This is a genomic window from Oryzisolibacter propanilivorax, from assembly GCF_900103645.1.
In the GTDB taxonomy this organism is placed as follows: domain Bacteria; phylum Pseudomonadota; class Gammaproteobacteria; order Burkholderiales; family Burkholderiaceae_C; genus Melaminivora; species Melaminivora propanilivorax.
This window is the reverse complement of sequence record NZ_FNHP01000009.1, coordinates 23152-48771: the sequence shown is the minus strand read 5'-3', so window position 1 is coordinate 48771 and position 25620 is coordinate 23152. Positions and strand designations below refer to the sequence as shown.

General features: G+C 71.4%; 23 protein-coding genes. 16 read left to right on the top strand and 7 right to left on the bottom strand.

Annotated elements, in window-relative coordinates:
- Positions 1-25: 25 nt before the first annotated feature.
- Complete coding sequence (locus BLQ61_RS13875; protein WP_091571514.1) at positions 26-1048, bottom strand: sulfate ABC transporter substrate-binding protein; 1023 nt, start codon at positions 1046-1048, stop codon at positions 26-28.
- Positions 1049-1197: 149 nt separating this feature from the next.
- On the opposite strand from BLQ61_RS13875, the gene BLQ61_RS13870 reads away from it, so the two are divergent.
- The 4 genes from BLQ61_RS13870 (at position 1198) to BLQ61_RS13855 (ending at position 4847) form a co-directional block, all read left to right on the top strand.
- Positions 1198-1470 carry an oxidative damage protection protein gene (locus tag BLQ61_RS13870; RefSeq protein ID WP_091571509.1) on the top strand — a complete coding sequence of 91 codons (273 nt, stop codon included), beginning with the start codon at positions 1198-1200 and terminating at the stop codon, positions 1468-1470.
- Between the two features lie 106 nt (positions 1471-1576).
- Positions 1577-2242, top strand: a complete 666-nt coding sequence (locus BLQ61_RS13865; RefSeq protein ID WP_091571505.1) for a trimeric intracellular cation channel family protein — start codon at positions 1577-1579, stop codon at positions 2240-2242.
- 15 nt (positions 2243-2257) lie between these two features.
- Positions 2258-4234 (top strand): FAD-dependent oxidoreductase, encoded by a 1977-nt coding sequence (locus BLQ61_RS13860; protein ID WP_425415624.1) that lies wholly within the window; start codon positions 2258-2260, stop codon positions 4232-4234.
- A 136-nt stretch (positions 4235-4370) separates the two neighbouring features.
- Positions 4371-4847, top strand: a complete 477-nt coding sequence (locus BLQ61_RS13855; protein ID WP_091571496.1) for an SH3 domain-containing protein — start codon at positions 4371-4373, stop codon at positions 4845-4847.
- Between the two features lie 79 nt (positions 4848-4926).
- On the opposite strand, the gene thiD is transcribed toward BLQ61_RS13855, so the two are convergent.
- The gene (gene thiD / locus BLQ61_RS13850) at positions 4927-5802 is read right to left on the bottom strand and encodes a bifunctional hydroxymethylpyrimidine kinase/phosphomethylpyrimidine kinase (RefSeq protein WP_091571490.1); all 876 of its coding nucleotides are present in this window, start codon (positions 5800-5802) and stop codon (positions 4927-4929) included.
- A gap of 246 nt (positions 5803-6048) precedes the next feature.
- On the opposite strand from thiD, the gene BLQ61_RS13845 reads away from it, so the two are divergent.
- Genes BLQ61_RS13845 through thiE form a run of 4 tightly spaced genes read left to right on the top strand, consistent with a single transcriptional unit; the run spans position 6049 to position 9185 of the window.
- Positions 6049-7191, top strand: a complete 1143-nt coding sequence (locus BLQ61_RS13845) for an FAD-dependent oxidoreductase (protein ID WP_091571484.1) — start codon at positions 6049-6051, stop codon at positions 7189-7191.
- Positions 7188-7385 carry a sulfur carrier protein ThiS gene (gene thiS, locus BLQ61_RS13840; protein WP_091571479.1) on the top strand — a complete coding sequence of 66 codons (198 nt, stop codon included), beginning with the start codon at positions 7188-7190 and terminating at the stop codon, positions 7383-7385. Before BLQ61_RS13845 ends, thiS begins: the two co-directional genes overlap by 4 nt.
- A 22-nt stretch (positions 7386-7407) precedes the next feature.
- The gene (locus BLQ61_RS13835; RefSeq protein ID WP_091571475.1) at positions 7408-8235 is read left to right on the top strand and encodes a thiazole synthase; all 828 of its coding nucleotides are present in this window, start codon (positions 7408-7410) and stop codon (positions 8233-8235) included.
- 32 nt (positions 8236-8267) lie between these two features.
- The gene (gene thiE / locus BLQ61_RS13830; RefSeq protein WP_091571744.1) at positions 8268-9185 is read left to right on the top strand and encodes a thiamine phosphate synthase; all 918 of its coding nucleotides are present in this window, start codon (positions 8268-8270) and stop codon (positions 9183-9185) included.
- Positions 9186-9291: 106 nt separating this feature from the next.
- Here the strand turns inward: thiE and pmbA are convergent, their stop codons facing one another.
- Positions 9292-10722, bottom strand: a complete 1431-nt coding sequence (pmbA, locus tag BLQ61_RS13825) for a metalloprotease PmbA (RefSeq protein WP_091571469.1) — start codon at positions 10720-10722, stop codon at positions 9292-9294.
- Between the two features lie 107 nt (positions 10723-10829).
- Here pmbA and yjgA point away from each other — a divergent pair, with 107 nt between their 5' ends.
- From yjgA to BLQ61_RS13805, 4 genes are all read left to right on the top strand, one after another.
- Positions 10830-11486: a ribosome biogenesis factor YjgA gene (gene yjgA / locus BLQ61_RS13820; protein WP_091571465.1), complete on the top strand. Its 657-nt coding sequence runs from the start codon at positions 10830-10832 to the stop codon at positions 11484-11486.
- Between the two features lie 35 nt (positions 11487-11521).
- Positions 11522-12160 carry a molybdopterin adenylyltransferase gene (gene mog, locus BLQ61_RS13815; protein WP_091571463.1) on the top strand — a complete coding sequence of 213 codons (639 nt, stop codon included), beginning with the start codon at positions 11522-11524 and terminating at the stop codon, positions 12158-12160.
- 226 nt (positions 12161-12386) lie between these two features.
- Complete coding sequence (locus tag BLQ61_RS13810; protein ID WP_091571460.1) at positions 12387-13151, top strand: hypothetical protein; 765 nt, start codon at positions 12387-12389, stop codon at positions 13149-13151.
- 57 nt (positions 13152-13208) lie between these two features.
- Complete coding sequence (locus BLQ61_RS13805) at positions 13209-14225, top strand: PDDEXK family nuclease (RefSeq protein ID WP_091571457.1); 1017 nt, start codon at positions 13209-13211, stop codon at positions 14223-14225.
- A gap of 33 nt (positions 14226-14258) precedes the next feature.
- Here BLQ61_RS13805 and cysE read toward each other — a convergent pair whose 3' ends face one another.
- Both cysE and BLQ61_RS13795 read right to left on the bottom strand, forming a co-directional pair.
- Positions 14259-15038: a serine O-acetyltransferase gene (cysE, locus tag BLQ61_RS13800; RefSeq protein WP_091571742.1), complete on the bottom strand. Its 780-nt coding sequence runs from the start codon at positions 15036-15038 to the stop codon at positions 14259-14261.
- A 42-nt stretch (positions 15039-15080) separates the two neighbouring features.
- On the bottom strand, positions 15081-15866 hold the full coding sequence (locus BLQ61_RS13795) for an RNA methyltransferase (protein WP_091571454.1): 786 nt from the start codon (positions 15864-15866) through the stop codon (positions 15081-15083).
- A gap of 119 nt (positions 15867-15985) precedes the next feature.
- On the opposite strand from BLQ61_RS13795, the gene BLQ61_RS13790 reads away from it, so the two are divergent.
- The 3 genes from BLQ61_RS13790 (at position 15986) to BLQ61_RS13780 (ending at position 20456) form a co-directional block, all read left to right on the top strand.
- The gene (locus BLQ61_RS13790) at positions 15986-17050 is read left to right on the top strand and encodes an inositol monophosphatase family protein (protein ID WP_091571452.1); all 1065 of its coding nucleotides are present in this window, start codon (positions 15986-15988) and stop codon (positions 17048-17050) included.
- Between the two features lie 269 nt (positions 17051-17319).
- The gene (locus tag BLQ61_RS13785; RefSeq protein ID WP_175488303.1) at positions 17320-19203 is read left to right on the top strand and encodes a gamma-glutamyltransferase family protein; all 1884 of its coding nucleotides are present in this window, start codon (positions 17320-17322) and stop codon (positions 19201-19203) included.
- Between the two features lie 197 nt (positions 19204-19400).
- Positions 19401-20456 (top strand): Ldh family oxidoreductase, encoded by a 1056-nt coding sequence (locus BLQ61_RS13780; RefSeq protein ID WP_091571449.1) that lies wholly within the window; start codon positions 19401-19403, stop codon positions 20454-20456.
- Here the strand turns inward: BLQ61_RS13780 and BLQ61_RS13775 are convergent.
- Both BLQ61_RS13775 and BLQ61_RS13770 read right to left on the bottom strand, forming a co-directional pair.
- Complete coding sequence (locus tag BLQ61_RS13775) at positions 20446-21660, bottom strand: multidrug effflux MFS transporter (protein WP_091571446.1); 1215 nt, start codon at positions 21658-21660, stop codon at positions 20446-20448. The genes BLQ61_RS13780 and BLQ61_RS13775 overlap by 11 nt on opposite strands.
- A gap of 74 nt (positions 21661-21734) precedes the next feature.
- Positions 21735-23381 (bottom strand): acyl-CoA synthetase, encoded by a 1647-nt coding sequence (locus BLQ61_RS13770; protein ID WP_091571443.1) that lies wholly within the window; start codon positions 23379-23381, stop codon positions 21735-21737.
- Positions 23382-23486: 105 nt separating this feature from the next.
- Between BLQ61_RS13770 and dnaG the strand changes: the two genes are divergently transcribed.
- On the top strand, positions 23487-25346 hold the full coding sequence (gene dnaG, locus BLQ61_RS13765) for a DNA primase (RefSeq protein ID WP_091571439.1): 1860 nt from the start codon (positions 23487-23489) through the stop codon (positions 25344-25346).
- Positions 25347-25620 lie beyond the last annotated feature (274 nt).

Below are 25620 nucleotides of genomic sequence, written 5' to 3'. Positions count from 1 at the left end.
ATAAGGATTGGAGCCGTTTTTTGCATTATTTCCGGGTATAGATGCGGTCAAAGCTGGCGCCCTCGGCGAAGTGCGCCCGGTGCGCCTCGCTCCAGCCGCCGAAGGCTTCGTCCACCGTGGCCAGCGCCAGCGGGGCGAACTGCGCCCGGTAGCGGTCCGCCACCTGCGCGCTGCGCGGGCGGTAGAAGTGGCGCGCGGCGTTCTCCTGGCCTTCGCCCGCGTACAGGTGCTGCAGATACGCCTCGGCCACGGCGCGCGTGCCTTTCTTGTCCACCACCTTGTCGACCACCGCCACACTGGGCTCGGCCAGGATGGACAGGGCCGGCGTGACCAGCTCGAACTTCTCGCGCCCGGACTCGCGCAGCGCCAGGTGCGCCTCGTTCTCCCAGGCCAGCAGCACGTCGCCCAGGCCGCGCTGGGTGAAAGTGATGGTGGCGCCGCGCGCGCCGGTGTCCAGCACCGGCACATTGCGGTACAGCTGCGCGACGAACGCCTGCGCGCCCGCATCGCCGCCGTGGCGCCGGCGCGCGTGTTCCCACGCCGCCAGGTAATTCCAGCGCGCGCCGCCGCTGGTCTTGGGGTTGGGCGTGATGACCTGCACGCCCGGGCGCACCAAGTCGTCCCAGTCGCGGATCTGCTTCGGGTTGCCCCGGCGCACCAGGAACACGATGGTCGAGGTGTAGGGCGCCGCGTTGTGCGGCAGGCGCCGCTGCCAGTCGCCGGCCACCAGGCCGCGCCGGGCCAGCGCATCGATGTCGCCGGCCAGCGCCAGCGTGGCCACGTCGGCGTCCAGCCCGTCCAGGATCGAGCGCGCCTGCTTGCCCGAGCCGCCGTGCGACTGGCGCACACGCACCTCCTGCCCGCCGCGCGCCTTCCAGTGGCGCGCGAAGGCGACGTTGAACTCGGCATACAGCTCGCGCGTCGGGTCGTAGGAGACGTTGAGCAGCTCCACCTCCTGCGCCGCCCCGGCGGCCAGGGGCGCGGCGCCGATGCCCCCACTGGCGGCGGCTGCAACGGCCAGCTTGATAAAGTCGCGGCGATTCGTCATGAGAGGCGGTCTTTCTGCGTGGTTCTGCGGTGCGAAATGGCACTGCGGCGCATTCTGGAAGGCCGTCTTCAAAACCCGAACCAATAAGATTTCAGTTTCTTATTCCCGTTTCACGCGGGAATTTGCTTTTCCCCGGAAGGATATTCACGATGGCACGCACCGTTCACTGCATCAAGCTCGGCCAGGACGCCCCCGGCCTGGACTTTCCGCCCTACCCCGGTGAGCTGGGCAAGCGCATCTACGAGAACGTCAGCAAGCAGGCCTGGGGCGACTGGCTCAAGCACCAGACCATGCTGGTGAACGAGAACCGCCTGAACCTGGCCGACGCCCGCGCCCGCCAATACCTCGCCCGGCAGATGGAAAATCATTTCTTCGGCAGCGGCGCAGACGCTGCGGCGGGATATGTCCCGCCCAGTGCATGACCACCCCCTGACGCGCCGCCGCACGGCGCCCTGATTCGATTGCAGCCGCCCCCGCCGCCCCTCGCGTGGCCGGGGCGGCTTTCTCCATCCTCACGCCCCGGTTCCCATGCTGCCTTCGGTCTCGCTGCTGGACTCGTTCCAGCTCTCGCAGTTCAGCGCCTTGCTGGTGGTCTACCTGGTGGCGATCACGGCGGAGGCCATGTCCGGCGCGCTGGCGGCCGGGCGGCGCAACATGGACATCTTCGGCGTGGCGGTGATCGCCTTCGTCACCGCCTTGGGCGGCGGCACGCTGCGCGACATGGTGCTGGGGCACTACCCGATCGGCTGGACGCAGCACCCGGAGTACGTCTATCTGGTCATCGGCGCCGGCTTGCTGACCACGCTGGTGGCGCGCTACCTGCACCGGCTCAAGCAGGTCTTCCTGCTGCTGGACGCCATGGGCCTGATCGCGTTTTCGGTGATCGGCTGCAACGTGGCGCTGGAGCTGGGCTACCCGACGGTGGTGGTGGTGATGGCCGGCATGCTCACCGGCATCAGCGGCGGCATCCTGCGCGATGTGCTGTGCAACCAGGTGCCGGTGGTGTTCCGGCGCGAGCTGTATGCCAGCGTGTCGCTGGTGGTGTGCCTGCTGTTTTTGTCGCTGCGCGCCTGGGGGGTCGACCTGAACGTCGCCACCGGCGTGTGCTTCGGCATGGGGCTGGCGCTGCGGCTGCTGGCCATCCGCCTGGGCTGGCGGCTGCCGGTGTTTTCTTACCAGCAACGCTGGGAATGAAGCATGAGCGGCGGCATGCAACGGCCCGGTGACGCCCTGCCGAGCGGCTGGGCCGGCCTGGCGCAATGGCGCGTGCTGGATGTCGGCAGCGACTCCGGAGAGCGTTTCCTGGCGGCCTGGGCCGCTTGGCGGGCCGATCCACGGCGCCCGCGCCTGCTGCACTGGCTGGCCTGCCGCGAGGCGCCCCAGGACCCGGCCCGGCTGCTGCGCGCCATGCCGCAGGACTCGCCCCTGCAACCGCTGGCGCAGGCCCTGGCGGCCGGGATGCGCGGCCTGCTGCCCGGCGTGCATCGCTTCAGCTTCGACGACGGGCGGGTGCTGCTGACGCTGTACCTGGGCGCGCTGCAGCCGCTGCTGCGCCAGCAGCAGCCGGTGGCCGACGCCATCCATCTGCACGCCGGCGATGCCGGGTCGGCGCAGCAGCTGGCCGATCCACGGCTGTGCAAGGCCCTGGCACGCTGCGCCCGGCGCGGCACGCGACTGCTGGCCGAGGGACTGCCGGCGCAGGCGGCCGCGGCATTGCAGGGCAGCGGCTTTGCCCTAGCGCAGGCCGGGGCGGATGGCGCATGCGGCGTACCCGCGCTGCAGGCGGTGTTCGACCCGCCCTGGCAGCCGCGCGCCGGCCAGCCACCACTGCCCGACGTGGCCTTGCCGCCGGGCCGCGCGCCGGGCGAGTGCCTGGTTATCGGCGCCGGGCTGGCCGGCGCCGCCGTGGCCACCAGCCTGGCGCGGCGCGGCTGGCGCGTCACGGTGCTGGACGCGGCCGAGGCGCCGGCCGCTGGCGCCTCGGGCCTGCCGGCGGGGGTCTTCGCCTCGCACGTTTCGCCCGACGACAGCCTGCTGTCGCGCCTGTCGCGCGCCGGCGTGCGCTGCACGCTGCAGGCGCTGGCGCAGCTGCTGCCCGACGGGCGCGGCACGCTGTGGGACGACGGCGGCGTGCTGGAGCACGACCCCGATGCCCCGCCGCGCCTGGCGTGGACGCAAGGCCCCGGACTGGACTGGAGCCGACCGGCCAGCGCCGACGCGCTGCGCGCCAACGGCCTGGCGCCGGATGCGCCCGCCTGCTGGCACCCGCTGGGCGGCTGGGTGCGCCCAGCGCAGCTGGTGCGCCGGTTGCTGGCCGAGCCCGGCATCCGCTGGCAAGGCGGCGCGCGCGTGGAGCGGCTGCAGCGCGCCCGCAACGGCGCTTGGCAGGCGCTGGACACCGCTGGCGCCCTGCTGGCGCAGGGCGAACTGGCGGTGGTCTGCGCCGGCCCGGCCAGCGCCGGTGTGGCCGGCACGCCGCTGTCGCTGCAGCTGCTGCGCGGGCAGATCGCCTGGGGCCTGCATGGGCCGGCTCCGGCGCACCCGGTGGCGGCACTGCCCATCGAAGTGACCGCCAGCCGGCAGCACGCCGCAGCCCTACCCTGCCCACTTTTCCCGCCCCAGCCGGTCAACGGCCACGGCAACCTGGTGCCGCGCGTGCCGCTGGACCTGGCGCAAGGCGCGCCGGGCTGGGTGCTGGGCTCGACCTTCGAGCGCGACCAGGGTGTGCTGCCGGTCAGTGCCGCCGACCGGCAAGCGGGCCTGGCGCACAACCTGGACCAGCTGCGCATGCTGCTGCCGCCCCTGGCGCGGGCACTGGCGCCGGGTTTCGCGCAGGCGGGCACCGATGCCGGCGTCGACGCCCCGGCCGACCCTGCTGCGCCTTGCACCAGCCACACACAGCGCAGCGCCAGCGCCCCGGTACATACCTGGGCCGCGGTGCGCTGCACCGCGCCCGACCGCCTGCCCCTGGTGGGGCCGGTGGACGCGCAGGCACAACCCGGGCTATGGCTCAGCACCGCCATGGGCGCGCGCGGCCTGACCCTGGCACTGCTGTGCGGTGAACTGCTGGCGGCGCGGCTGCACGGTGAGCCGCTGCCACTGGAGGCGCGGCTGGCGCGCGCGCTGGGCAGCGAGCGCTTGGCTGAAATTCCTGCCAAGCAGCCCCGGGGCCCTGACAGAATATAGGCCAGCAGCTATGTTTTTTGCAGCAGCAGCCAGGCCGGCGATTTTTGCAGGAACTTCGCGCCTGCACCGGCCATCCACCCCTGCTGTCACATTTTTTCCATGTCCTTGACAGACCGTCAGAAAGGAGACCCGCCCCGTGTCGTTTGCCCTGCCCCGCTTCGCCACCACCCTGTCCACTGCCGCTGCCGCATTGGCCCTGGCCGCCCCGCTGTTTGCGGCCAGCGCCGCGCAGGCGCGCGACTTCGTCAGCATCAAGGGCAACGTGGTGAACGTGCGCGAGAAGCCCACCACCCGCTCCGACACGCTGTGGGAGCTGGCCGGCGGCTATCCGCTGCAGGTGCAGTCGAAAAACGGCAAGTGGCTCAAGGTGCGCGACCATGAGGGCCCGTTGGGCTGGGTATTCGCACCGCTGACCACCAAGACGCCGCACCGCGTGGTCACCTCCAGCAGCGCCAACCTGCGCGAAAAGCCCGGCACCAACCACCGCATCGTTGGCAAGCTGGAGCAGCACGAGATCGTCCGCACCCTGTCCAGCCAGGGCAGCTGGGCGCGTGTGCGCCGCGAGGGCGGCCAGACTGGCTGGGTCGCCAAGCGCCTGACCTGGGGCTGGTGAGCCGCCCGGCGTCCGCACCCGCGGCCGTTCGTGCGCGCAGGGGCCATGCCAATGGCCTTGGCCCCGCGCCCATGGCTTTTCAGTCGGTGATGGCGCGCTGCGCCAGCGGCGCATGGCCATGGTTCAGCGGCCCGTGGCCGTGGCCGGTACGCACGTTGGCGCCAGCGGCGATCGCGCCCAGGATGTAGCGCCGCGCCAGGCGCACCGCCTCGGGCAGCGGCTGGCCCAGCGCCAGCTGCGCGGCAATCGCCGAGGACAGCGTGCAGCCCGTGCCGTGCCCGTTGTGCGTGGCGATGCGCGCCGAGCCCAGGCGCTCGTGCACGCCGCCCGGCAGCGCCAGCAGGTCCACCACCTCGTCGCCCGGCAGGTGCCCGCCCTTGAGCAGCACCGCGCGCGCGCCTAGCGCCAGCAGCGCGTCAGCGGCGTCCGCCAGCTGGTCGATGCCGTCGATGTCGCGCCCCAGCAGCCAGCCACCCTCGTCCAGGTTGGGCGTGACCACGGCGGCCAGCGGAAACAGCTCCTGCACCAGCGCCGCCACGGTCTCCTGCGCGATCAGCCGGTCGCCGCTGGTGGCCACCATGACCGGATCCAGCACCACGTTGGCCAGGCCATGGCGCGCGATGGCGTCGGCCACCACGCGCACCACCTCGGGCGAGTGCAGCATGCCGATCTTCACCGCGTCGGTGCCGATGTCCTCGACCACGGCGTCGATCTGCGCGCGCAGGATGTCCGGCGGCACGCCGTGGATGGCGCGCACGCCCAGGGTGTTCTGCGCGGTGATGGCGGTGATCGCCGTCATTCCGTAGCAGCCCAGGGCGGCGAAGGTCTTCAGGTCGGCCTGAATGCCGGCGCCTCCGCCCGAATCCGAGCCGGCGATGGACAGCACGCGCGCGTAGCGCCCGGGTGCGGCCGACGCCCCCGAGGGCGTGCGAAGAGACTGGGAGTCGTGGTTCATAGCAAAAATTATCGGCCAGCGCGCAGTGGGCACCGCGCACCGCCCCGGCTCCACGTCAGGCCCAAGGCCAATGGCGCTGTGCTGTAATCGCGCCTTCGAACGAAACAGGGGTGCCACCGCTTCGGCGCGATGGCTGAGAAACACCCTCCAACCCGATCCAGGTCATGCTGGCGTGGGGAGCTTTCACGAAGGTGCGCCCTGCGCCTGTTTTGTTCCCGACGGCCCCGGCCAGACCACAAGACCGCGATGCACACCCTGCCCCATCTGCTTCCCTCCCTCGACACCCCGCGCTCCATCGCCATCCTCGGCGCCGGCCTGATGGGCCGGCTGCTGGCCGTGCAGCTGGCGCGGCGCGGCCACCGCGTCGCGGTGCACGGCATCGGCGGCCCTGACGCCGAAGGCAGCGCCGCGCGCGTGGCCGCCGCCATGCTGGCGCCGCTGGCCGAATCCGCCATCACCGAGCCGGGCGTGGTGCGCATGGGCCAGCATGGCCTGGCACGCTGGCCCGAACTGCTGGCCGAGCTACCCGAGCCGGTGTTCTTCCAGCAAAACGGCACGCTGATCCTGTGGCACCGCCAGGACGCCGCCGATGCCGCGCGCCTGCGCCAGACGCTGGCGCGCACGCAAGACAGCGTGGCCGGCCTGCCCGCCTTGCAGGTGCTGGACGGTGCCGGCGTGGCCGAACTGGAGCCCGGCGTCGCCGGCCGCTTCCACCAGGGCCTGTACCTGCCCGGCGAGGGCCAGCTGGACAACCGCCAATTGCTCACCGCGCTGGCCGCCGCCATGCAGCAGCTGAACGTGCAGCTGCACTGGCACCGCGCGCGCAACCTGCAGGACTTCGCCCCCGGCGAGCCGGGCCAGCCTGAGCTGCTGCTGGACTGCCGCGGCCTGGGCGCGCGCGCGCAGTGGCGCGAGCTGCGCGGCGTGCGCGGCGAGGTCATCCGGCTGCATGCGCCCGACGTGACGCTGGCGCGGCCGACGCGCCTGGTGCACCCGCGCTACCCGATCTACATCGCGCCCAAGCAGGACGGCGTGTTCGTCATCGGTGCCACCGAGATCGAGTCCGACGACCAGTCGCCGGCCAGCGTGCGCTCGACGCTGGAGCTGCTCTCGGCCGCCTACGCCGTGCACCCCGGCTTCGCCGAGGCGCGCATCCTGGAGCTGGCCACGCAGTGCCGCCCCACCCTGCCCGACAACCTGCCCGCCGTGCGCGTGCTGGCCCCGCGCGTGCTGGAGGTCAACGGCCTGTACCGCCATGGTTTCATGATCGCGCCGGCCATGCTGGACGCGGTGCTGGAGCTGCTGCACACCGGACAATCGCCGCTGGCGCAGCGCTTCGGGCTGCTCGTGCAGCTGTCCGGGCTGCCCCAGGAAATGACAGAGACATGAACGTATTGATCAACCAGACCCCTGCCGAACTGCCCGAGGGCGCGACCGTGGCCGACGCCGTCGCGCAGCTGGCGCCCAAGCCGCCATTCGCCGTCGCCGTGAACATGCAGTTCATCCCCAATACCCGCTACGCCGCCCAGCCCCTGGCCGAGGGCGACCAGGTGGAAATCATCGCCCCGGTGACCGGCGGCTGACGCTTCTTTCTTGCACGCTCCCATGACCGATTCCCACGACATCGCCACCCTGTCGGCCGAGGCCGACGCCCTGGTCCTGTACGGCCAGGCCTTCGAAAGCCGCCTGCTGCTGGGCACGGCGCGCTACCCGTCGCCCGCGGTGCTGGAGGCGGCCGTGCGCCGCGCCCGCCCGGCCATGCTCACCGCCTCGCTGCGCCGCCAAGGCGTGCAGCCCGGCAAGACGGGCGATGGTTTTTGGGACCTGCTCAAGCGCCTGGGCGTGCCAGTGCTGCCCAACACCGCCGGCTGCTACAGCGCCGAGGAGGCCATCACCACCGCGCACATGGCGCGCGAAGTGTTCGGTACGCCGTGGATCAAGCTGGAGGTCATCGGCGATGACTACACCCTGCAGCCCGACATCTTCGGCCTGGTGCAGGCCGCCGAGGAGCTGATCCGCGAGGGCTTTTACGTGCTGCCCTACGCCACCGACGACCTGCTGTTGTGCCAGCGCCTGGTGGACGTAGGCTGCCAGGCCGTCATGCCCTGGGCCGCGCCCATCGGCACCGGGCGCGGCCCGGTGAACCCCTACGCGCTGCAGCTGCTGCGCGAGCGCCTGGACGTGCCGCTGCTGGTCGACGCCGGGCTGGGCCTGCCCTCGCACGCCTGCCAGGTGCTGGAATGGGGCTTCGACGGCGTGCTGCTGAACACCGCCGTGGCCCAGGCCAGCGATCCGGTGGCCATGGCCGGCGCCTTTGCCGACGCGGTCGCCGCCGGCCGCGCCGCGCGCCTGGCCGGCGCCATGCAGCCGCAGGCCAGCGCCCAGGCCAGCACGCCGGTGCTGGGCACGCCTTTCTGGCACCACGCCTCGTGACGGCCGGCGCCATGGACACCTGCAGCACCGACATGCCCGAGGCACCCGAGGCCCTGGCGCGCGCCATCGTCGCCGCGCACGGCGCTGGCTTCACCGGCTTCGCGCCCGAGCCCGTGCCGGCGTCCACTGGGGACGAGCCGGCCTACCGCGCCGCGCTGATCGCCGCCAGCCAGCTGGGCTTCATCGCGCATGACGCCGAATGCATCGCCCGCGCCTGGGCCGCGCAGACCGCGCGCAACCGGCGCTTCGACGCCGCGCAGTGGCCCACCGAGCCGCAGGACTTCGGCCTGACGCCGCGCAGCGGCGGCGAAGCGTTCGCCGCCTGCCCGCAAGCGCTGGGCCTGTACGCCGTGCTGCCCGACGCGCAGTGGGTCGGCCGCATGGCACGCGCCGGCGTGCCCACCGTGCAGCTGCGCTTCAAGGAGGGCGACCGCGCCGCCGTGCAGCGCGAGGTGCGCGCCGCCGTTGCGGCCGTGCAGGACACGGGCGCGCTGCTGTTCATCAACGACCACTGGCGCGATGCGCTGGACGCCGGCGCCTATGGCGTGCACCTGGGCCAGGAAGACCTGGACGCGCTGCCCGCGCACGACCTGGACACGCTGCGCGCCAGCGGCGCGCGCCTAGGGGTGAGCACGCACGGCTACGCCGAGATGGTGCGCGCGTCGCGCGTGCGCCCCAGCTACATCGCCATGGGCGCCGTGTTCCCGACGACGCTCAAGAAAATGGCCACCGCCCCGCAGGGACTGGCGCGCCTGGCGGCCTATGCGCGCCTGACGCGCGACTACCCGCAGGTGGCCATCGGCGGCATCGCGTTGGAGCACTTCCCGCAGGTGCTGGCCACCGGCGTGGGCTCGATCGCCGTAGTGCGCGCGCTGGTCGCGGCCGCCGACCCGGAAGGCGCAGCGGCGCGGCTGATACAAGCGATGGAAAACGCCCCGGCCAGCTCCTGAAGCAGCGCTGGCCCCGCCCTGCCCTGCGCACAGACAGCTATGAAAACCATAGCTGCCTGCGATTATTCTCCGCAGGCTCACGCGGTATTTGACCCTGAAACCCGGGTCAGGATCCGGCGACTTTCATCCGGTTGACCAGCACCGACCCCACCGTCTTCGCACCATAGGTGTAGGCGTCCGCGCCCACGGCCTCGATGCCCAACAACATGTCGCGCAGATTGCCGGCGATGGTGATCTCGTGCACGGGATAAGCGATCTGGCCGTTCTCCACCCAGAAGCCGCTGGCACCGCGCGAATAGTCGCCGGTGACGTAGTTCACGCCCTGGCCCATCAGCTCGATGACGAACAGGCCCGTACCCAGTTTCTTCAGCATCGCATCCAGGTCGTCGCCGGCGCGCGTCAGGCGCGACGACAGCGTCAGGTTGTGCGAGCCGCCGGCATTGCCGGTGGTCTTCATGCCCAGCTTGCGCGCCGAGTAGGTGGACAGGAAATAGCCCTGCACCACGCCCTCGTGCACCACCTTGCGCGGGGCCACGCGCACGCCCTCGTCGTCGAACGGCGAACTGCCCTTGCCGCCGATGATGAACGGGTCCTCGTTGACCTCGATGTGCTGCGGGAAGACCGCCTTGCCCAGCGAATCGGCCAGGAAGGTGCTCTTGCGATACAGCGCCCCGCCGCTCACCGCCTGCACGAAGCCGCCCAGCAGCCCCGCGGCCAGGGGCGACTCGAACAGCACCGGGCATTCGCGCGTGCTGATCTTGCGGCTGCCCAGGCGCGACAGCGCGCGCTCGGCGGCGTAGCGGCCCACCGCCTCGGGCGAGGCCAGTTCGCGCGCATCGCGCATCGAGCTGTACCAGGCGTCGCGCTGCATTTCGCCGTGGCGGCCCGGCAGGCTGGCGATCGGCGCCACCGAGATCGTGTGGCGCGAACTGGCGTAGCCACCGCGAAAGCCATGCGTGTGCGCGCTGAAGAAATGCGACTGCTGCGCCGACACGCCCGCGCCCTCGCTGTTGGTGATGCGCCGGTGCGTGCCGAAGGCCGCGGCCTCGCACTCCAGCGCCAGGCGCGCGGCCTCGTCGCTGTCGATGGCCCAGGGGTGGAACAGCTGCAGGTCGCGATGGCTATCCTCGGGGGCGATGTCGGCCTCGTCGGGCAGGCCGGCCACCGGGTCCTCGGCGGTGAAGCGGGCGATGTCGTAGGCCGCCTGCACCGTGCGCTCGACGGCGGCGGGCGAGAAGTCCGAGGTGCTGGCGTTGCCGCGCTTCTTGCCCACGTACACGGTCACGCCCAGCGACTTGTCGCGGTTGCGCTCCACGGTCTCCAGCTCGCCCTTGCGCACATTCACCGACAGGCCGCAGCCTTCCGAGGCATCGGCGCCGGCATCGGTGGCGCCCAGCTTCCTGGCATGCGCCAGCGCATGGTCGACCAGCCCCTCGAAGAACTCGCGGGTGTAGGCAAAGCCGCTGGCGGGCGCGGCGGCAGGGGTGGCGGAGGCGGATGCGGCAGCGCGGGGCGCGCGGGGACGGGCAGTGGTCATAGCGGCGGCTATGATACTTGTCGCCCTGCGCCGGCGCTGGCAGGCGCCTCGGGTGTCCCGCCGCGCCGCCGGCGCTTTTCCCTCCGTTCCCGCTCCCGCCCGCACCCATGCCACGCAAACCCAAAAAAGGCTACTTCGTCCGGGGCCAGTTCGTCGCCGAGGGCAGCGAGATGGACCTGCAGCTCAAGGCCGAGCTCAAGGGCACGACCGGCTCGACCAAGACCGACCTGAAACGCGAAAGCGATGCCCTGCAGACGCTTGGCAGCGAGATGCTTACCCTGCGCGCCGATCTGCTGGAGCGCCTGCAGCTGCCCGACAAGCTGGTGGAGGCCCTGGCCGAGGCCAATCGCATCAGCAACTTCGAGGGCAAGCGCCGGCAGATGCAGTACGTGGGCAAGCTGATGCGCCAGCTGGATGAGAGCGCTGTGTCCGCCATCCAGGCCGCGCTGGCCGAGCAGCACACCGGCAGCGCCGCCGAGAAGGTGCTGCTGCACCAGGCCGAGCACTGGCGCGACCAGCTGATCGCCAGCGACGACGCGCTGGCCGACTGGCTGGCGCAGTTCCCGCGCACCGACAGCCAGCAGATCCGCGCGCTGGTGCGCCAGGCGCGCAAGGACGCGCCGACCGAGGGCCGCGCCGAGCAGTCGCAGGGCCTGGCACCGCGCAAGGGCCGCGCCTACCGCGACCTGTTCCAGCTGGTGCGCACGCACCTGGGCGAGGCCGCCGAGTACGCCGCCGAGGAGCAGCGCTCGCGCGACGCCTGACGCCTTGCACCTGCACGCCTGTCTTTCCAGTCCAGATGACCACCACGACCGACGCTTCTTCCCCTTCCGCTTGCCCGTTGCCCGCCCCCGAGCCGGTGCACATCGGCATCGTCTCCGTCAGCGATCGCGCCAGCCGCGGCGCCTACGAGGACAAGGGCCTGCCCGCGCTGCAGGACTGGCTGACGCGCGCGCTGCACAACCCCATCACGTTCGAGCCGCGCCTGATCCCCGACGAGCCCGAGGAGATCGCGCGCACGCTGATCGAGCTGGTCGATGCGCAGCGCTGCAGCCTGGTGCTGACCACCGGCGGCACCGGCCCGGCCCCGCGCGACGTGACGCCCGAGGCCACGCTGGCCGTGGGCGAGCGCGAGATGCCCGGCTTTGGCGAGCAGATGCGCCAGATCAGCCTGCGCTTCGTGCCCACCGCCATTCTGTCGCGCCAGACGGCGGTGATCCGCGGCCAGGCCCTGATCATCAACCTGCCCGGCCAGCCCAAGTCCATCGCCGAGACGCTGGAGGGCCTCAAAGGTGCGGACGGCGCACCGCTGGTGCCCGGCGTCTTCGCCGCCGTGCCGTACTGCATCGACCTGATCGGCGGGCCGTACCTGGAGACACGCGAGAGCGTATGTGCGGCGTTCCGGCCGAAAACGGCGGTGCGGCACGTGCGGCCTTGAGCGCGGGCGCGGCAGGCCCGTGCCGCGCTCCTGAACTACAGGCTGATGCTTGATCTCCTCGTCTTTCCTGGCGCACGGCGCTAACACCACCATGCAAAGAAGAACCTTTTTTCATTTGTCCGCACTGGCCCTCCTGGCTGGCTGCGGTGGGGGCGGCAGTTCCGCCGGCGATCCCCCGGTACCGGCCACACGGCTAATAGGCGAGGTATTCGGGACCCCCGAGCAGGTGGTCCAGGCCGAGCTGGTGACCAACGCCGGCTATGCCGGTAACGTGGGCGCACTGGAGACCTCGCGCGCCATTGCGCAGTCCGGCCGGACCAACATGCTGGACTTCCTGTTTCTGCTTCCCGTCCAGCCCGGCCTGGGCCCGCGCCTGGTCAGCGACGCGGCGCAGCAGCTGGACCGCTACATCGCACAGCACCGCGACCTGCTGCAGCCCGGCGCCTATGTCTATCTGATCGACGAGATGTTCCTGGTGGCCGTCCAGGCGGGTGCCGGCCAGACCGCGTGGCAGGCGGAGCTGGACGCCCTGCGAGCCGGCGTCGCCCTGGTGCGCGAGCGCCTGCCGCAGGCGCGGATCGGCATTTCGCTTAGCGCCTACGCCAGCTTCGACAATGACGCCGTGCTGCCGTACATGCGCCAGGCCATCGCGCTGGTGGATTGGGTGGCGACCACCGCCTATTGGCTGGGCGACGCCACCCGCATTCCGGCGCTGCACGCTTGGACGCAGGGCTTTCCCGCACTGACCAAGTCCGCCAATGCCCGGGTGCAGACCTGGTACATCGCCCAGGCCTTCCGCGACCCGGGATGGGACCGGCAGGTCTTTCGCGACTACATGGCCACCGAGCTGCGCCTGTCCGATCTGTACGATGCAGTGCTGTTCTTCGGCTGGGCCCACACCTCGGAGCTGCCGGAGCAGTGGGCGGGCCGGTTCTTCGAGCCAGAAACCCGCGCGTTGTATGCGCGGTTCCTGCCACAGCGGCCTGCCTGAGGCGCGGGGGGCACGCGCCCCTGGCACTGACCAAGGCCCACGCACTCGCATCCCGCCATGCCCATCTACCGCTGCAACCAGTGCGGCTTCGTCAGCGAAGACGCCACCACTCCCGTCCATACCCAGACCGCCTGCGGGCGCTGCGGCAAGCCCGCCACCGTGTTCGGCACGGTGTATTACGTCGAGGAGCTGGTCAAGCGCCTGGCCTCCGTCACGCGCGAACTCAACGGCCTGCGCCAGCAGGCTGCCAGCACCGTGGCCGACTCCGGCTTGCCTGCGGCTCCTGCGCAAACACTACCCGAACCCGCCACGCCCCAGGCCAACGTGCAGGGCCTGGCCACCGCGCAGCAGCACGCGCCGCTGCGGGCCTGGTTCGCAGCGCGCCAGATCGAGGCGCATATCGACCCGGCGCTGGTGGACACCAGCGGCTTCTTCGACGACGCGGCGCTGCTGCTGGCCGGCAACCATGCGCTGTTCGCCGAGCTGATCGACCGCGTGCGCTACGCCTACCGCAAGAGCCACACCGGACTGAACCTGGAGCTGGCCCAGCTGCCGCAGAAGGACGCGCAGGCCATCACCCAGCTGTGCCGCCAGCTGTACGAGCACACCTTTTTCGCGCGCTATCACTATCAGAAGCCCGAGAAGATCGTGCGCCTGACGCTGCAGAGTGCACCAGCGGTGCGGCAGTTCTTCGATGGGGGCTGGCTGGAGTGGTACGCGCTGATGGCCATGCTGGCCCAGCTGCAGGGCCACGCTGGCGGCACCTCGTGTGCGCGCGGCGTCAAGGTCGTGTTTCCGAACGAGGACCTGCACGAGCTGGACGTGGTGGCCCTGCCGGCCGGGCAGCCGCCCATCGTCATTGAATGCAAGGGCGGCGAATTCCGCCGTGACATCGACAAGTACCTGCGCCTGCGCAAGCGTCTGGGGCTGGAGCGCGAGCGCTTCGTTATCTGCTCGCCTGAACTGACCGACGAGCAGGCGGCGGGCCTGAGCGCCATGTACGACCTGAGCTTCGCCAACCTGCAGACTCTGGCACCGCACCTGCAGCGCCTGCTGGCTACGGCGCCGGCCTGACCGCAGGGCGGGCGCCGGCCGAGCGGTGCCGGCTCACTTGCCGATGATGTCGTTCAACCGCTGGGCTTCGAAATGCTCGCGCGTGGCGGCGTCGCCCGGCACGCAGTCCTCGGCGTGCTGCGCGGCCGAGAGCTGCTCGATGGCGCGCCACAGCAGGGCGATCTGGTGCTCCTGCGTCTGCGCCGAGTCGATCAGCCCGCGCATGGCCTGGGTCAGCGGGTCTTCCTGCTGCGCGGCCACGCCGTAGGCGCTGAAGGCCGGCGCCTCCTCCTGCGCCACGTCGGCGCTCTGCCCGGCCTTGCTGGGGATGATGCGCGCCGGGATGCCCACCGCCGTGGCGCCGGCCGGCACCGGCTTGATGACCACCGCGTTGCTGCCGATCTTCGCGCCGTCACCCACCTCGAAGCCGCCCAGCACCTTGGCGCCGGCCGCCACCACCACGTTGCGACCCAGCGTCGGATGGCGCTTGGCGCCCTTGTACAGCGAGGTGCCGCCCAGCGTCACGCCGTGGTAGATGGTGCAGCCGTCGCCCACCACCGCGGTCTCGCCGATCACCACGCCCATGCCGTGGTCGATGAAGACATGCCGGCCGATCTGCGCGCCGGGGTGGATCTCGATGCCGGTGAGCCAGCGCGAGACGTGCGAGATGAAACGCCCGGTCCAGCGCAGGCCGTGTGTCCAGCACCAGTGCGCCGGACGGTGCAGCCAGATGGCGTGCAGGCCGGGGTAGCAGGTGACCACCTCCCAGCGGCTGCGCGCGGCCGGGTCGCGCTCGAGGATGCACTGGATGTCGGAGCGCAGGCGGGACAGGATCGAGGACACAGGGAGGAACCGGGGGATGGGAAAACGGGCGGCTCAGTCTAGCCGCGGCGCCTGGGCGGCCTGGAGCATGGCCTTGGCGACACCGCGCAGGATATGGATTTCCTCCGGTGTCGGCTGCGCGCGGTTGAACAGCTGGTTCAGGCGCGGCATCAGTTTTTTCGGCGCGGCCGGGTCGAGAAAGCCGATGGCCGTGAGCGCCTGCTGCCAGTGCGCCAGCATGCCCGCCACCTGCGCCGCATCGGCCGCGTCGCCCTGCGGCGCGCTGGCCGGCGTGTCGAAGCCGCCTAGCGCCTGGCGCCATTCGTAGGCGATGAGCTGCACCGCCGCGCCCAGGTTCAACGAGCCGAACTGCGGGTTGGTGGGAATGCTGAGCGCGACGTGGCAGCGGTAGACGTCCTCGTTGGCCATGCCGAAGCGCTCGCTGCCGAACAGGAAGGCGATGCCGCGCGGCGCCGGCTTTTGGGTCAAATCGGGCTCCAACCCTTTGTTTGCATGGGCCTCCAGCTCATCTTTCAATAGCATCTCGAAGTGCTGGCGCGGGTTGCGCGTGGGCGGGCCGAAATCGCGCGGCGTCATGGCCGTGGCGCACAGGTGGTCCATGCCGTCCAGCGCCTCGTCCAGCGTGGCGACGATGCGCGCGCGCTCCAGCACATCCAGCGCCCCGCTGGCGCGCTGGATGGTCTCCTCGCGGCGCAGCACGTTGGCCCAGCGCGGCGCGACCAGCACCAGGTCGGTGAACCCCATGGTCTTCATGGCGCGGGCGGTGGCGCCCACGTTGCCGGCGTGGCTGGTGTGGATCAGGACGAAGCGGGTGTGCATGGCGGGGATTGTCGCCGCGCCGGCGGCGCGTGCCGGGCCGCGTCGGTAGAATCCGCCCCTTTGCCGCGCCGGCATCGCCCGGCGCGCACCCGATCCGCTCCTTTGTCACTTGCCAGCCCATGTCGACCAACCTGCACCCCATGCTCAACGTGGCCATCAAGGCCGCACGCGCCGCCGGCGCCCTCATCAACCGCGCGGCGCTGGACGTCGAGGCGGTGCGGATCTCGCAAAAACAGATCAACGACTTCGTCACCGAGGTCGACCATGCGGCCGAGGGCGCCATCATCGACACGCTGCTGACGGCCTACCCGCAGCACGGCATCCTGGCCGAGGAGTCGGGCCGCGAACGCGGCAACCCGCGCTCGGACTTCGTCTGGGTGATTGACCCGCTGGACGGCACGACCAACTTCATCCACGGCTTTCCCGTCTATTGCGTCAGCATCGCCCTGATGGTCAAGGGCCGCGTCGAGCACGCCGTGGTGTACGACCCCACGCGCAACGACCTGTTCACCGCCACGCGCGGGCGCGGTGCCTTCCTGAACGACCGGCGCATCCGCGTGTCCAAGCGCATCCGCCTGGGCGAATGCCTGGTCTCCACCGGCTTTCCGTTCCGCCCGGGTGACAACTTCAAGAGCTATCTCTTGATGATGGCCGACATCATGCCGCGCACCGCCGGCCTGCGCCGCCCTGGCGCCGCGGCGCTGGACCTGGCCTACGTGGCGGCTGGCTTCACCGACGCCTTCTTCGAGGCCGGCCTGTCGATCTGGGACGTGGCCGCCGGCAGCCTGCTGGTGACCGAGGCCGGCGGCCTGGTGGGCAATTTCACGGGCGAGGCCGATTTTCTCGAGCAGCGCGAATGCCTGGCCGGCAGCCCGCGCATCTATGGCCAGCTGGTGCCACTGTTGACCAAGTACAGCAAGTTCGCCGGCGCTGGCGACAAGGCGGCAGTGCGCCAGGCCATGGCCGACGCGGACGCCGAGGCGGGTGCTGGCGAGGCGGCCGATACGCAGCCGGCGGATGCCGACAGCGACGCAGCTGCCTCCACCGACCCCGCGCAGGCGCCCGCTGCCGACGCCGCGCCGGTCGCTCTGCAGCCGCAGCGCTCCGGCACCGATGCGGACGGCGACCTGGCCCCGGCACCCGAGCGTCAGCACCCGGCCGGGGACGACCGCGCGCCGTTCTGATCCTACCCAACCGGCCTGCGCCCGCGCGCCGGCCGGCGCGGCGGGTGCGCGCCAGGCTTGAAGCCCGCACACGCGCACCCATAGCGCAGGGCCATCAGGCGGCCAGCACCTCCTGAAGCGCCCACGCCGGCCTGGTCATTCGCCCGGCCGCCGCAGCAAGGCTGCAGAGGCCTGCCCTGCCATGGCCGCCCCTGCCTGGTGCACCCTCCTTTGCCCGCCCGGCGCTACCATGCCTGGCGACAGCCCACCATGGCAGAGAAGGAGACACCATGCACCACCACCGTCCCGTCCCGACGCGCAGTGCGCTCGCGTTCACGGCCGCCCTGGCCGCCGCCCTGCTGGCCGGCTGCGCCGGCGGCCCGTCCGGCCCTGGCATGTCCGCCGCCCCGCGCAGCATCGGCTACCAGGTGCCGGCGCAGCCTGAAGGCTCATCGGGCTATACCCCGAAGCCCGGTTGGGCCGCCGAGCGTTTTGCCGTCGCCGCCGCCAATCCGCTGGCCACCGACGCCGGCTACCAGGTGCTCAAGGCCGGCGGCTCGGCGCTGGATGCGGCGATCGCCGTGCAGATGGTGCTGGCCCTGGTCGAGCCGCAGTCCAGCGGCTTGGGCGGTGGCGCCTTCCTGTTGCATGCCGCCGGTGGCCGCGTCGAGGCCTGGGACGGGCGCGAGACAGCGCCGGCCGCGGCGACGGAGAACCTGTTCCTGAAACCCGACGGCAAGCCCATGGCGTTCCACGACGCGGTGGTCGGCGGGCGTTCGGTGGGCGTGCCGGGCACGGTGCGCATGCTGGAGCAGGCGCACCGCGAGCACGGCCGCCTGCCCTGGGCCGCGCTGTTCGAGCCGGCCATCACCCTGGCCGAGCAGGGCTTCCAGGTGAGCGCGCGGCTGAACGCGCTGCTGCAAAACGAGAAATACCTGGCGCAGGATGCCGAGGCGCGCGCCTACTTCTTCGACGCCGCCGGCCAGCCCTGGCCGGTCGGGCACACGCTGAAAAACCCCGAGCTGGCCAGCGTGCTGCGCGCCATCGCGCGCGATGGTTCGAAGGCGCTGCTGGAGGGCGAGGTGGCACAGGCCATCGTCGCCAAGGTGCGGGGCCATGCCAGCAATCCGGGCCAGCTCACCCTGGCCGATCTGGCCAGCTATCAGCCGAAGAAGCGCCAGGCGCTGTGCAGCGACTATGGCGTGGCCGCGCAGCAATACCGCATCTGCGGCTTTCCGCCGCCCAGCTCGGGCGCCATCGCCGTGGCGCAGATCCTGGGCATCCTGCACAACACCGAAGCCGCCACCTTCGCGCTGCAGGACGCCCCGCCCCCCGCGCCCAGCGCCCTGCAGCCCAAGGCGCCGCCGGCCGAGTGGCTGTACCTGTACGGCGAGGCCTCGCGCCTGGCGTTCGCCGACCGCGCGCTGTACGTGGCCGACCCGGACTTCGTGCAGCCGCCCGCCGGCAGCTGGATGAGCCTGCTCAATCCCGCCTACCTGGCCAGCCGTGCCAAATTGATCGGCCCGAGCAGCCTGGGCGTGGCGCCGCCCGGCCGCCCCGACGGCGTGGCCACCAGCTTCGCGCCGATGCCGGCGCAGCCTGAATACGGCACCAGCCACATCAGCGTCATCGACGGCCGGGGCAACGCCGTGGCCATGACCACCACCATCGAGGACCAGTTCGGCTCGCGCCAGATGGTCAAGGGCTTCTTGCTGAACAACGAACTGACCGACTTCAGCTTCGCGCCGCGCGATGCGAGCGGCCAGCCGATCGCCAACCGCGTCGAGCCCGGCAAGCGCCCGCGCTCGTCCATGGCGCCGACGCTGGTGTTCAATAAGGCCAATGGCGAGCTATTGATGAGCGGCGGCAGCCCCGGCGGCGCGCTCATCATCCATTACGTCGCCAAGACGCTGTACGGCATCTTCAACTGGGGTCTGACGCCGCAGCAGGCCATCGACCTGCCCAACTTCGGCAGCCTGAACGGCCCGACGTTGCTCGAGGAAAACCGCTTTTCGCCCGCCACGGTGCACGCGCTGCGTGCGCGCGGCGCCGAGGTGCGCGAGATGAACATGACCAGCGGCCTGCAGGCCATCACGCGTGGGGACGTGCATGGCAGGCACATGCTGCTGGGCGGGGCCGACCCACGCCGCGAGGGCGTGGTGCTGGGCGATTGAGCGCTTGCGGGACTGCAGCGAAGTACCGCCAAAGCGCAGCCGAGCCCGCGGCCCGCTGCCCACGAGCCCAGCCACCAAGACCTGCGCAAGCGGTCGCCGTCACCCCTTCCGGAAAAAGGAAGGGGTGCGGGGCTTCCCCGCCATCAAGATTTTCATCAAATCCGCCTCCAGCCCATGATTTATATGGGCTTTCAGCTATGAATACAGAAGCAAATTCAACGTTATCAGAGCCACGCGTTCGCATCCCCTTCGACACCCTGCGCGCCACCCTGGCGGCCATCTTCGAGCGCCACGGCACCAGCGCCGGGGTGGCGGCCGTGCTGGCCGACAACTGCGCCGCGGCCGAGCGCGACGGCGCGCACAGCCATGGTGTGTTCCGCATTCCCGGCTACCTGAGTACGCTGGCCAGCGGCTGGGTTGACGGCCGCGCCGTGCCGCAGGTGCACGACCTGGCGCCGGGCGCCATCGCCGTGGACGCGCGCAACGGCTTCGCCCAGCCGGCCTACATGGCGGCGCATGCGCAGCTGGTGGCCAAGGCGCGGGCCAACGGCATCGCGCTGCTGGCGATCCGCGACTCGCACCATTTCGCCGCGCTGTGGCCCGACGTCGAGCCGCTGGCCGAGCAGCATGGCCTGGTCGCGCTGGCGCTGGTCAACAGCATGGCCAGCGTGGTGCCGCACGGCGCGGCACGGCCGCTGTTCGGCACCAACCCCATTGCCTTCGCCGCGCCGCGCGCCGCGGGCTGGCCGCCGCTGGTGTTCGACCTGGCCACCAGCAGCATGGCGCACGGCGACGTGCAGATCGCCGCGCGCGAGGGCCGGCTGCTGCCCGAAGGCACCGGCGTGGACGCGCACGGCCAGCCCACGCGCGAGCCGCGCGCGGTGCTGGATGGCGGCGCGCTGCTGCCGTTCGGGGAGCACAAGGGTTCGGCGCTGTCGATGATGGTCGAGCTGCTGGCGGCGGCGCTGACCGGCGGCAACTTCTCCTTCGGCTTCGACTGGAGCGGCCACCCCGGCGCGCAGACGCCGCGCACCGGCGAGCTGGTCATCGCCATCGATCCGCAGCGCACCGGCGCGGCGGACTTCGCCGCGCGCTGCGAGGCGCTGGTCAGCGCCATGGCGGATGCCGGGCAGACACGCCAGCCTGGCGGGCAGCGCCACCGCCAGCGCGCCGACTCGCTGGCGCACGGCGTGCCGCTGGCGCAAGCCACCTGGGACGAGCTGCAGCGCCTGGCTGGCGGCGTCAGCGCCTGACGCCCGGCGCGCGGCTGCGCAGCAGCGCGAACTGCAGGCAGCCCTGGCCCAGCAGCGCGGCGCCGAACAGCACCACCGCCGCCGCCATCGCCGGGTTGCCGCCCCAGCCGACCAGCGCCGAGAACACCGCGCCCAGCGCCATCTGCACGAAGCCGTACAGCCCCACGGCCGAACCGACGCGCCGCGCATCCAGTGCCAGCACCTTGGCCAGCACCGCCGGGCTGGCCAGGCCGGCGCCGATGACGAAGCACACCATCAATCCCACCGCCGCCACCAGCGTCAGCCAGCCGGTCAGCTCCAGCAGCAGGAACAACGCGCCGCTGGCCACGCTGATGCCGTTGCCCCACAGTAGCAGCCGGCCCACGCCCACGCGCTGCGCCAGGCGGCTGGCCAGCAGGCTGCCGGCGGCCAGGCCCAGCATGATCACCGCCAGCGATACCCCGACGTCGCCCAGCGGCCGCCCCAGCTGGCCGGTGATGATGAACGGCGCCGCGGCGATGAAGGCATAGACCGACGTGGTGGCGCAGCCGCCACCCACGGCATAGGCCACGAAGCGCGGCGAGCGCAGCAGCACGGCGTAGTCGCGCGCCAGCCGACCCGGGCGCAGGCGCCCCGAGGCCTGGGCGGTCTCGGGCACGCGGCGCCAGACCAGCAGCAGCGTCGCCGCGCCCAGCAGCGTGAGCAAGGCGAACACCGCGCGCCAGCCGCCCAGTGCCACCAGCGTGGAGCCGACCAGCGGCGCCAGGCCCGGCCCGACCATCATCATCAGGTTCAGCAGCGCCAGCGCCCGCACCGCATCGGCCGGCGCATGGGTGTCGCGCACCATGGCCCGGCCCAGCGCCAGGCCGGCGCAGCCGCCCAGCGCCTGCAGCAGCCGCGCGCCCACCAGCAGCGGCACGCTGGGCGCCAGCATCGCCGCCAGCCCGCCCAGCACGTACAGCACCAGTCCGGCCAGCAGCATGGGCCGGCGGCCGAGCGCGTCAGACAGCGGGCCGTAGGCCAGCTGGCCCAGCGCCAGCCCGGCGATGTAGGCGGTGATGGCACCCTGCACCGCCGCGCTGTCCGCCTGGAAGTGGCGCGCCGCGTCCGGCAGCGCCGGCACGAACATGTGCATCGCCAGCGTGCCGCTGATGGTGACCAGGGCCAGCAGCCACAGCGGCACATACGTGCCGGTGGCGGCTGCGGGAGGGGAGGAAGCGGGCATGGACGGCGCGGCGGTGCAGGTGCCGCGCGAAGCACGACGCAAGGCAGGCCGCGATTATCCCGTGGCGGCGGGGCTCAGCCGTCGATGGCCGCGCCGGACCCGGCCCGCTGGCGCAGCTCGAACTTCTGGATCTTGCCGGTGCTGGTCTTGGGCAGCTCGCCGAAGACCACCGCGCGCGGCACCTTGAAGCCGGCCAGTTGCTGCCTGCAGTGCGCCACGATGTCGGCCTCGGTCACCTCGGCGCCAGCTTTCAGCTCGACGAAGGCGCAGGGCGTCTCGCCCCATTTCGGGTCGGGCCGGGCGACCACGGCGGCGGCCAGCACCGCCGGGTGGCGGTACAGCACGTCCTCGACCTCGATGGAGGAGATGTTCTCGCCGCCGGAGATGATGATGTCCTTGCTGCGGTCGCGGATCTTGATGTAGCCGTCCGGGTACTGCACGGCCAGGTCGCCCGAGTGGAACCAGCCGCCGGCGAAGGCTTCTTGGGTCGCCTGCGGGTTCTTCAGGTAGCCCTTCATGGCGATGTTGCCGCGGAACATGATCTCGCCCATGGTCTCGCCGTCGCGCGGCACGGGCTGCAGCGTCTCGGGGTCCAGAACCTCAGCGCTGCGCTGCAGGTGGTAGCGCACGCCCTGGCGCGCGTTCAGCCGGGCACGCTCGCCGATGTCCAGCTGGCTCCAGTCGTCTTGCTTGGCGCAGACCGTGGCCGGGCCATAGACCTCGGTCAGGCCGTACACATGGGTCAAATCGAAGCCCAGGCGCTCCATGCCCTCGATCATCGCCGCCGGCGGCGCGGCGCCGGCCACCATGGCTTTCACGCCGGCGGGCACGTTCTCCTTCATGGAGTCGGGCGCGTTGACCAGCAGGCTCTGCACGATAGGCGCGCCGCAGTAGTGCGTCACGCCGTGCTGGCGGATGGCGTCGAACACCGCCTGCGCCTCGACCCGGCGCAGGCAGACGTTGACGCCGGCGCGCGCCGCCAGCGTCCAGGGAAAGCACCAGCCGTTGCAGTGGAACATCGGCAGCGTCCACAGGTAGACGGCGTGCTTGGGCAGGTCCCACTCCAGGATGTTGCTGACGGCGTTCTGGTGCGCGCCGCGGTGGTGGTAGACGACGCCCTTGGGGTTGCCGGTGGTGCCCGAGGTGTAGTTCAGCGCGATGGCATCCCACTCGTCGCGGGGCAGCTCCCAAGCGAACTGCGGGTCGCCGGCGGAAATGAAATCCTCGTAGCGCGTGCTGCCCAGGGGCTGCGCGGGCGGGCCGTAGAGCGCGTCCTCGACCTCGATCACCAGCAACGGCGCAGTGCCGGTGCGCAGCGCCAGGGCGCGCGCCATGGTGGCGCTGAACTCGGGGTCGACGATGACCGCACGCGCCTCGCCGTGGTCGAGCATGAAGGCGATGGTTTCCGGGTCCAGCCGCGTGTTCAGCGTGTTGAGCACGGCGCCGGCCATCGGCACGCCGAAGTGCGCCTCGACCATCGGCGGGGTGTTGGGCAGCATCACCGCCACGGTGTCGTTCTTGCCGATGCCGGCGCGCCGCAGGCTGCTGGCCAGGCGGCGGCAGCGCGCATACGTCTCGCCCCAGCTCTGGCGCAGCCCGCCGTGCACGATCGCCAGGCGATCCGGATAGACCTCGGCCGTGCGCTCGATGAACGACAGTGGCGTGAGTGGCGCGAAGTTGGCCGGCGTGCGCGGCAGGTGCTGGTCGAAGATGCTGGCCATGGCGGTCCTCTCGATACGGGCAACAGACGGGTTGCACGCCATTACAGCAGAGCGGGCTGACGCGCGGCTGAAGGACGGGACGGGCGGCTGACGGACAATGCGCCGGTGTCCATCCCCCAGTCCTTCATCCAGGAATTGCTCGGCCGCGTCGACGTGGTCGAGGTCGTCGGCCGCCACGTGCAGCTGAAAAAAAGCGGCGCCAACTATATGGGGCTGTGCCCGTTCCACGGGGAGAAATCGCCGTCGTTTTCCGTCAGCCCGTCCAAGCAGTTCTATCACTGCTTCGGCTGCGGCAAGAACGGCAACGCCATCGGCTTTCTGATGGAGCACGCCGGCATGGGCTTCGTCGAGGCGGTGCAGGATCTGGCGCAGGGCGCGGGCCTGGCGGTGCCGGACGAGCGTGCCTCGCCGGCCGAGCGCGCGCGCGCCGCCGAGCAGCGCCGCCAGCTGGCCACCATCACCGACGTGCTGGAGCAGGCCGGCAAAGCCTGGCGTGCGCAACTGCGCAAGGCGCCGCGCGCCATCGCCTACTTCAAGGGTCGGGGAGTGTCCGGGCAGATCGCCAAGCGCTACGGCCTGGGCTACGCGCCCGAGGGCTGGCGCGGCCTGGCCAGCGTGTTCCCCGAGTACGACAGTCCGCTGCTCGAGCAGGCCGGCCTGGTCATCGTGGGCGAGGACGACGGCAAGCGCTACGACCGCTTCCGCGACCGGGTGATGTTCCCGATCCGCAACGTCAAGGGCGAGTGCATCGGCTTTGGCGGTCGGGTGCTGGGCGATGACAAGCCCAAGTACCTGAACTCGCCCGAGACCCCGGTGTTCCACAAGGGCCACGAGCTGTACGGCCTGTACGAGGCGCGCACCGCCATGCGCGCCATGGGCTATGCGCTGGTCACCGAGGGCTACATGGACGTGATCGCCCTGGCGCAGCATGGCTTCGCCAATGCCGTGGCCACGCTGGGCACGGCGTGCACGCCCGAGCACGTGCACAAGCTGTTTCGCTTCACCGACACGGTGGTCTTCGGCTTCGACGGCGACGCCGCCGGCCGGCGCGCAGCGCGCAAGGCGCTGGAGGGCGCCCTGCCCTACGCCAGCGACACGCGCACGGTGAAATTCCTGTTCCTGCCGCCCGAGCACGACCCGGACAGTTTCGTGCGCGAACACGGCGAGGACGGCTTCTCGCGTGCGGTGGAAGGTGCGCTGCCGCTGTCGCGCTTTTTGCTGCAGGCCGCGCGCGAGGACTGCGACCTGACCAGCGCCGAGGGACGCGCGCACATGCTGAGCAACGCCCGCGGCCTGTGGGAGGCGCTGCCCGACGGCGCGCTCAAGCGCCAGCTGCTGGGCGAGCTGGCGCAGCAGGGCCAGCTGCCGGTGGCGGACCTGACGGCGCTGTGGGCGCAGGCGGGCGGAGACGCGGCCGCGCCGGCGCAGCCCGGCCCGGCACCCGCACCCGGCCGGCAGCGCCGGCCGTGGCAGAAGGGCGAGCGCTCCGGCCGCTGGAGCGCGCCGGCCCAGCCGCCGCGCCCGCAGCCGGCGCGGCGCATCGACCACGCGGCGCGGCTGCTGCTGTCGCACATGCAGTTCCTGGAGGCGCTGAGCCACGAGGAGCTGGCAATGCTGCGCGAGCAGCCGCCGCCGCACGGCCGGCTGATGCTGTGGCTGGAGGCGCAGCTGCACGAGCACGGCCCCCAGCCCTGGGCGGTGCTGCGCGAGGCGTTGGCCGGGCAGGACTGCCAGGCGCTGGCCGAGCGGCTGATGACTGGCTCGCACGCCCAAACCGAGGGCGAAGAGGCCGAGCTGCGCTGGGAGCTGCGCGACCTGATGGGCCGCATGCTGGCCGAGGCCATCGCGCACGAGCAAAAGGCGCTGATCGCCCAGGCCGCGCACGAGCCCGAGACGCTGGAGCGCTACCGCCAACTGGAAAAGCGTCGCCTGGAGTTGTTACAGCCGCAACGCCGCCAGCCTTGACACAAATGGATTTTTACCCTCTTGATTTTGCTGCCATCGGTATAATGTAGGGTTTGTCGGCAAGAGCGACAGCAGCACCTCCGGGCCTGGGCAACTGTGACATACCGCGCACCACCGCCCTCCCTTACCGCAAGGACTGCACACCAAATGTTCGCCCGGACATCTTGCCCCTGAGGGCTTTGCCCCTCATCTCACAAGGCCCTGCCCTTGCCGCGCCGCATGGCGCTGGCAGCCGTGGCGCCGCTTGCGTTTCCTTCTGCAGTGTCTGTTTTTG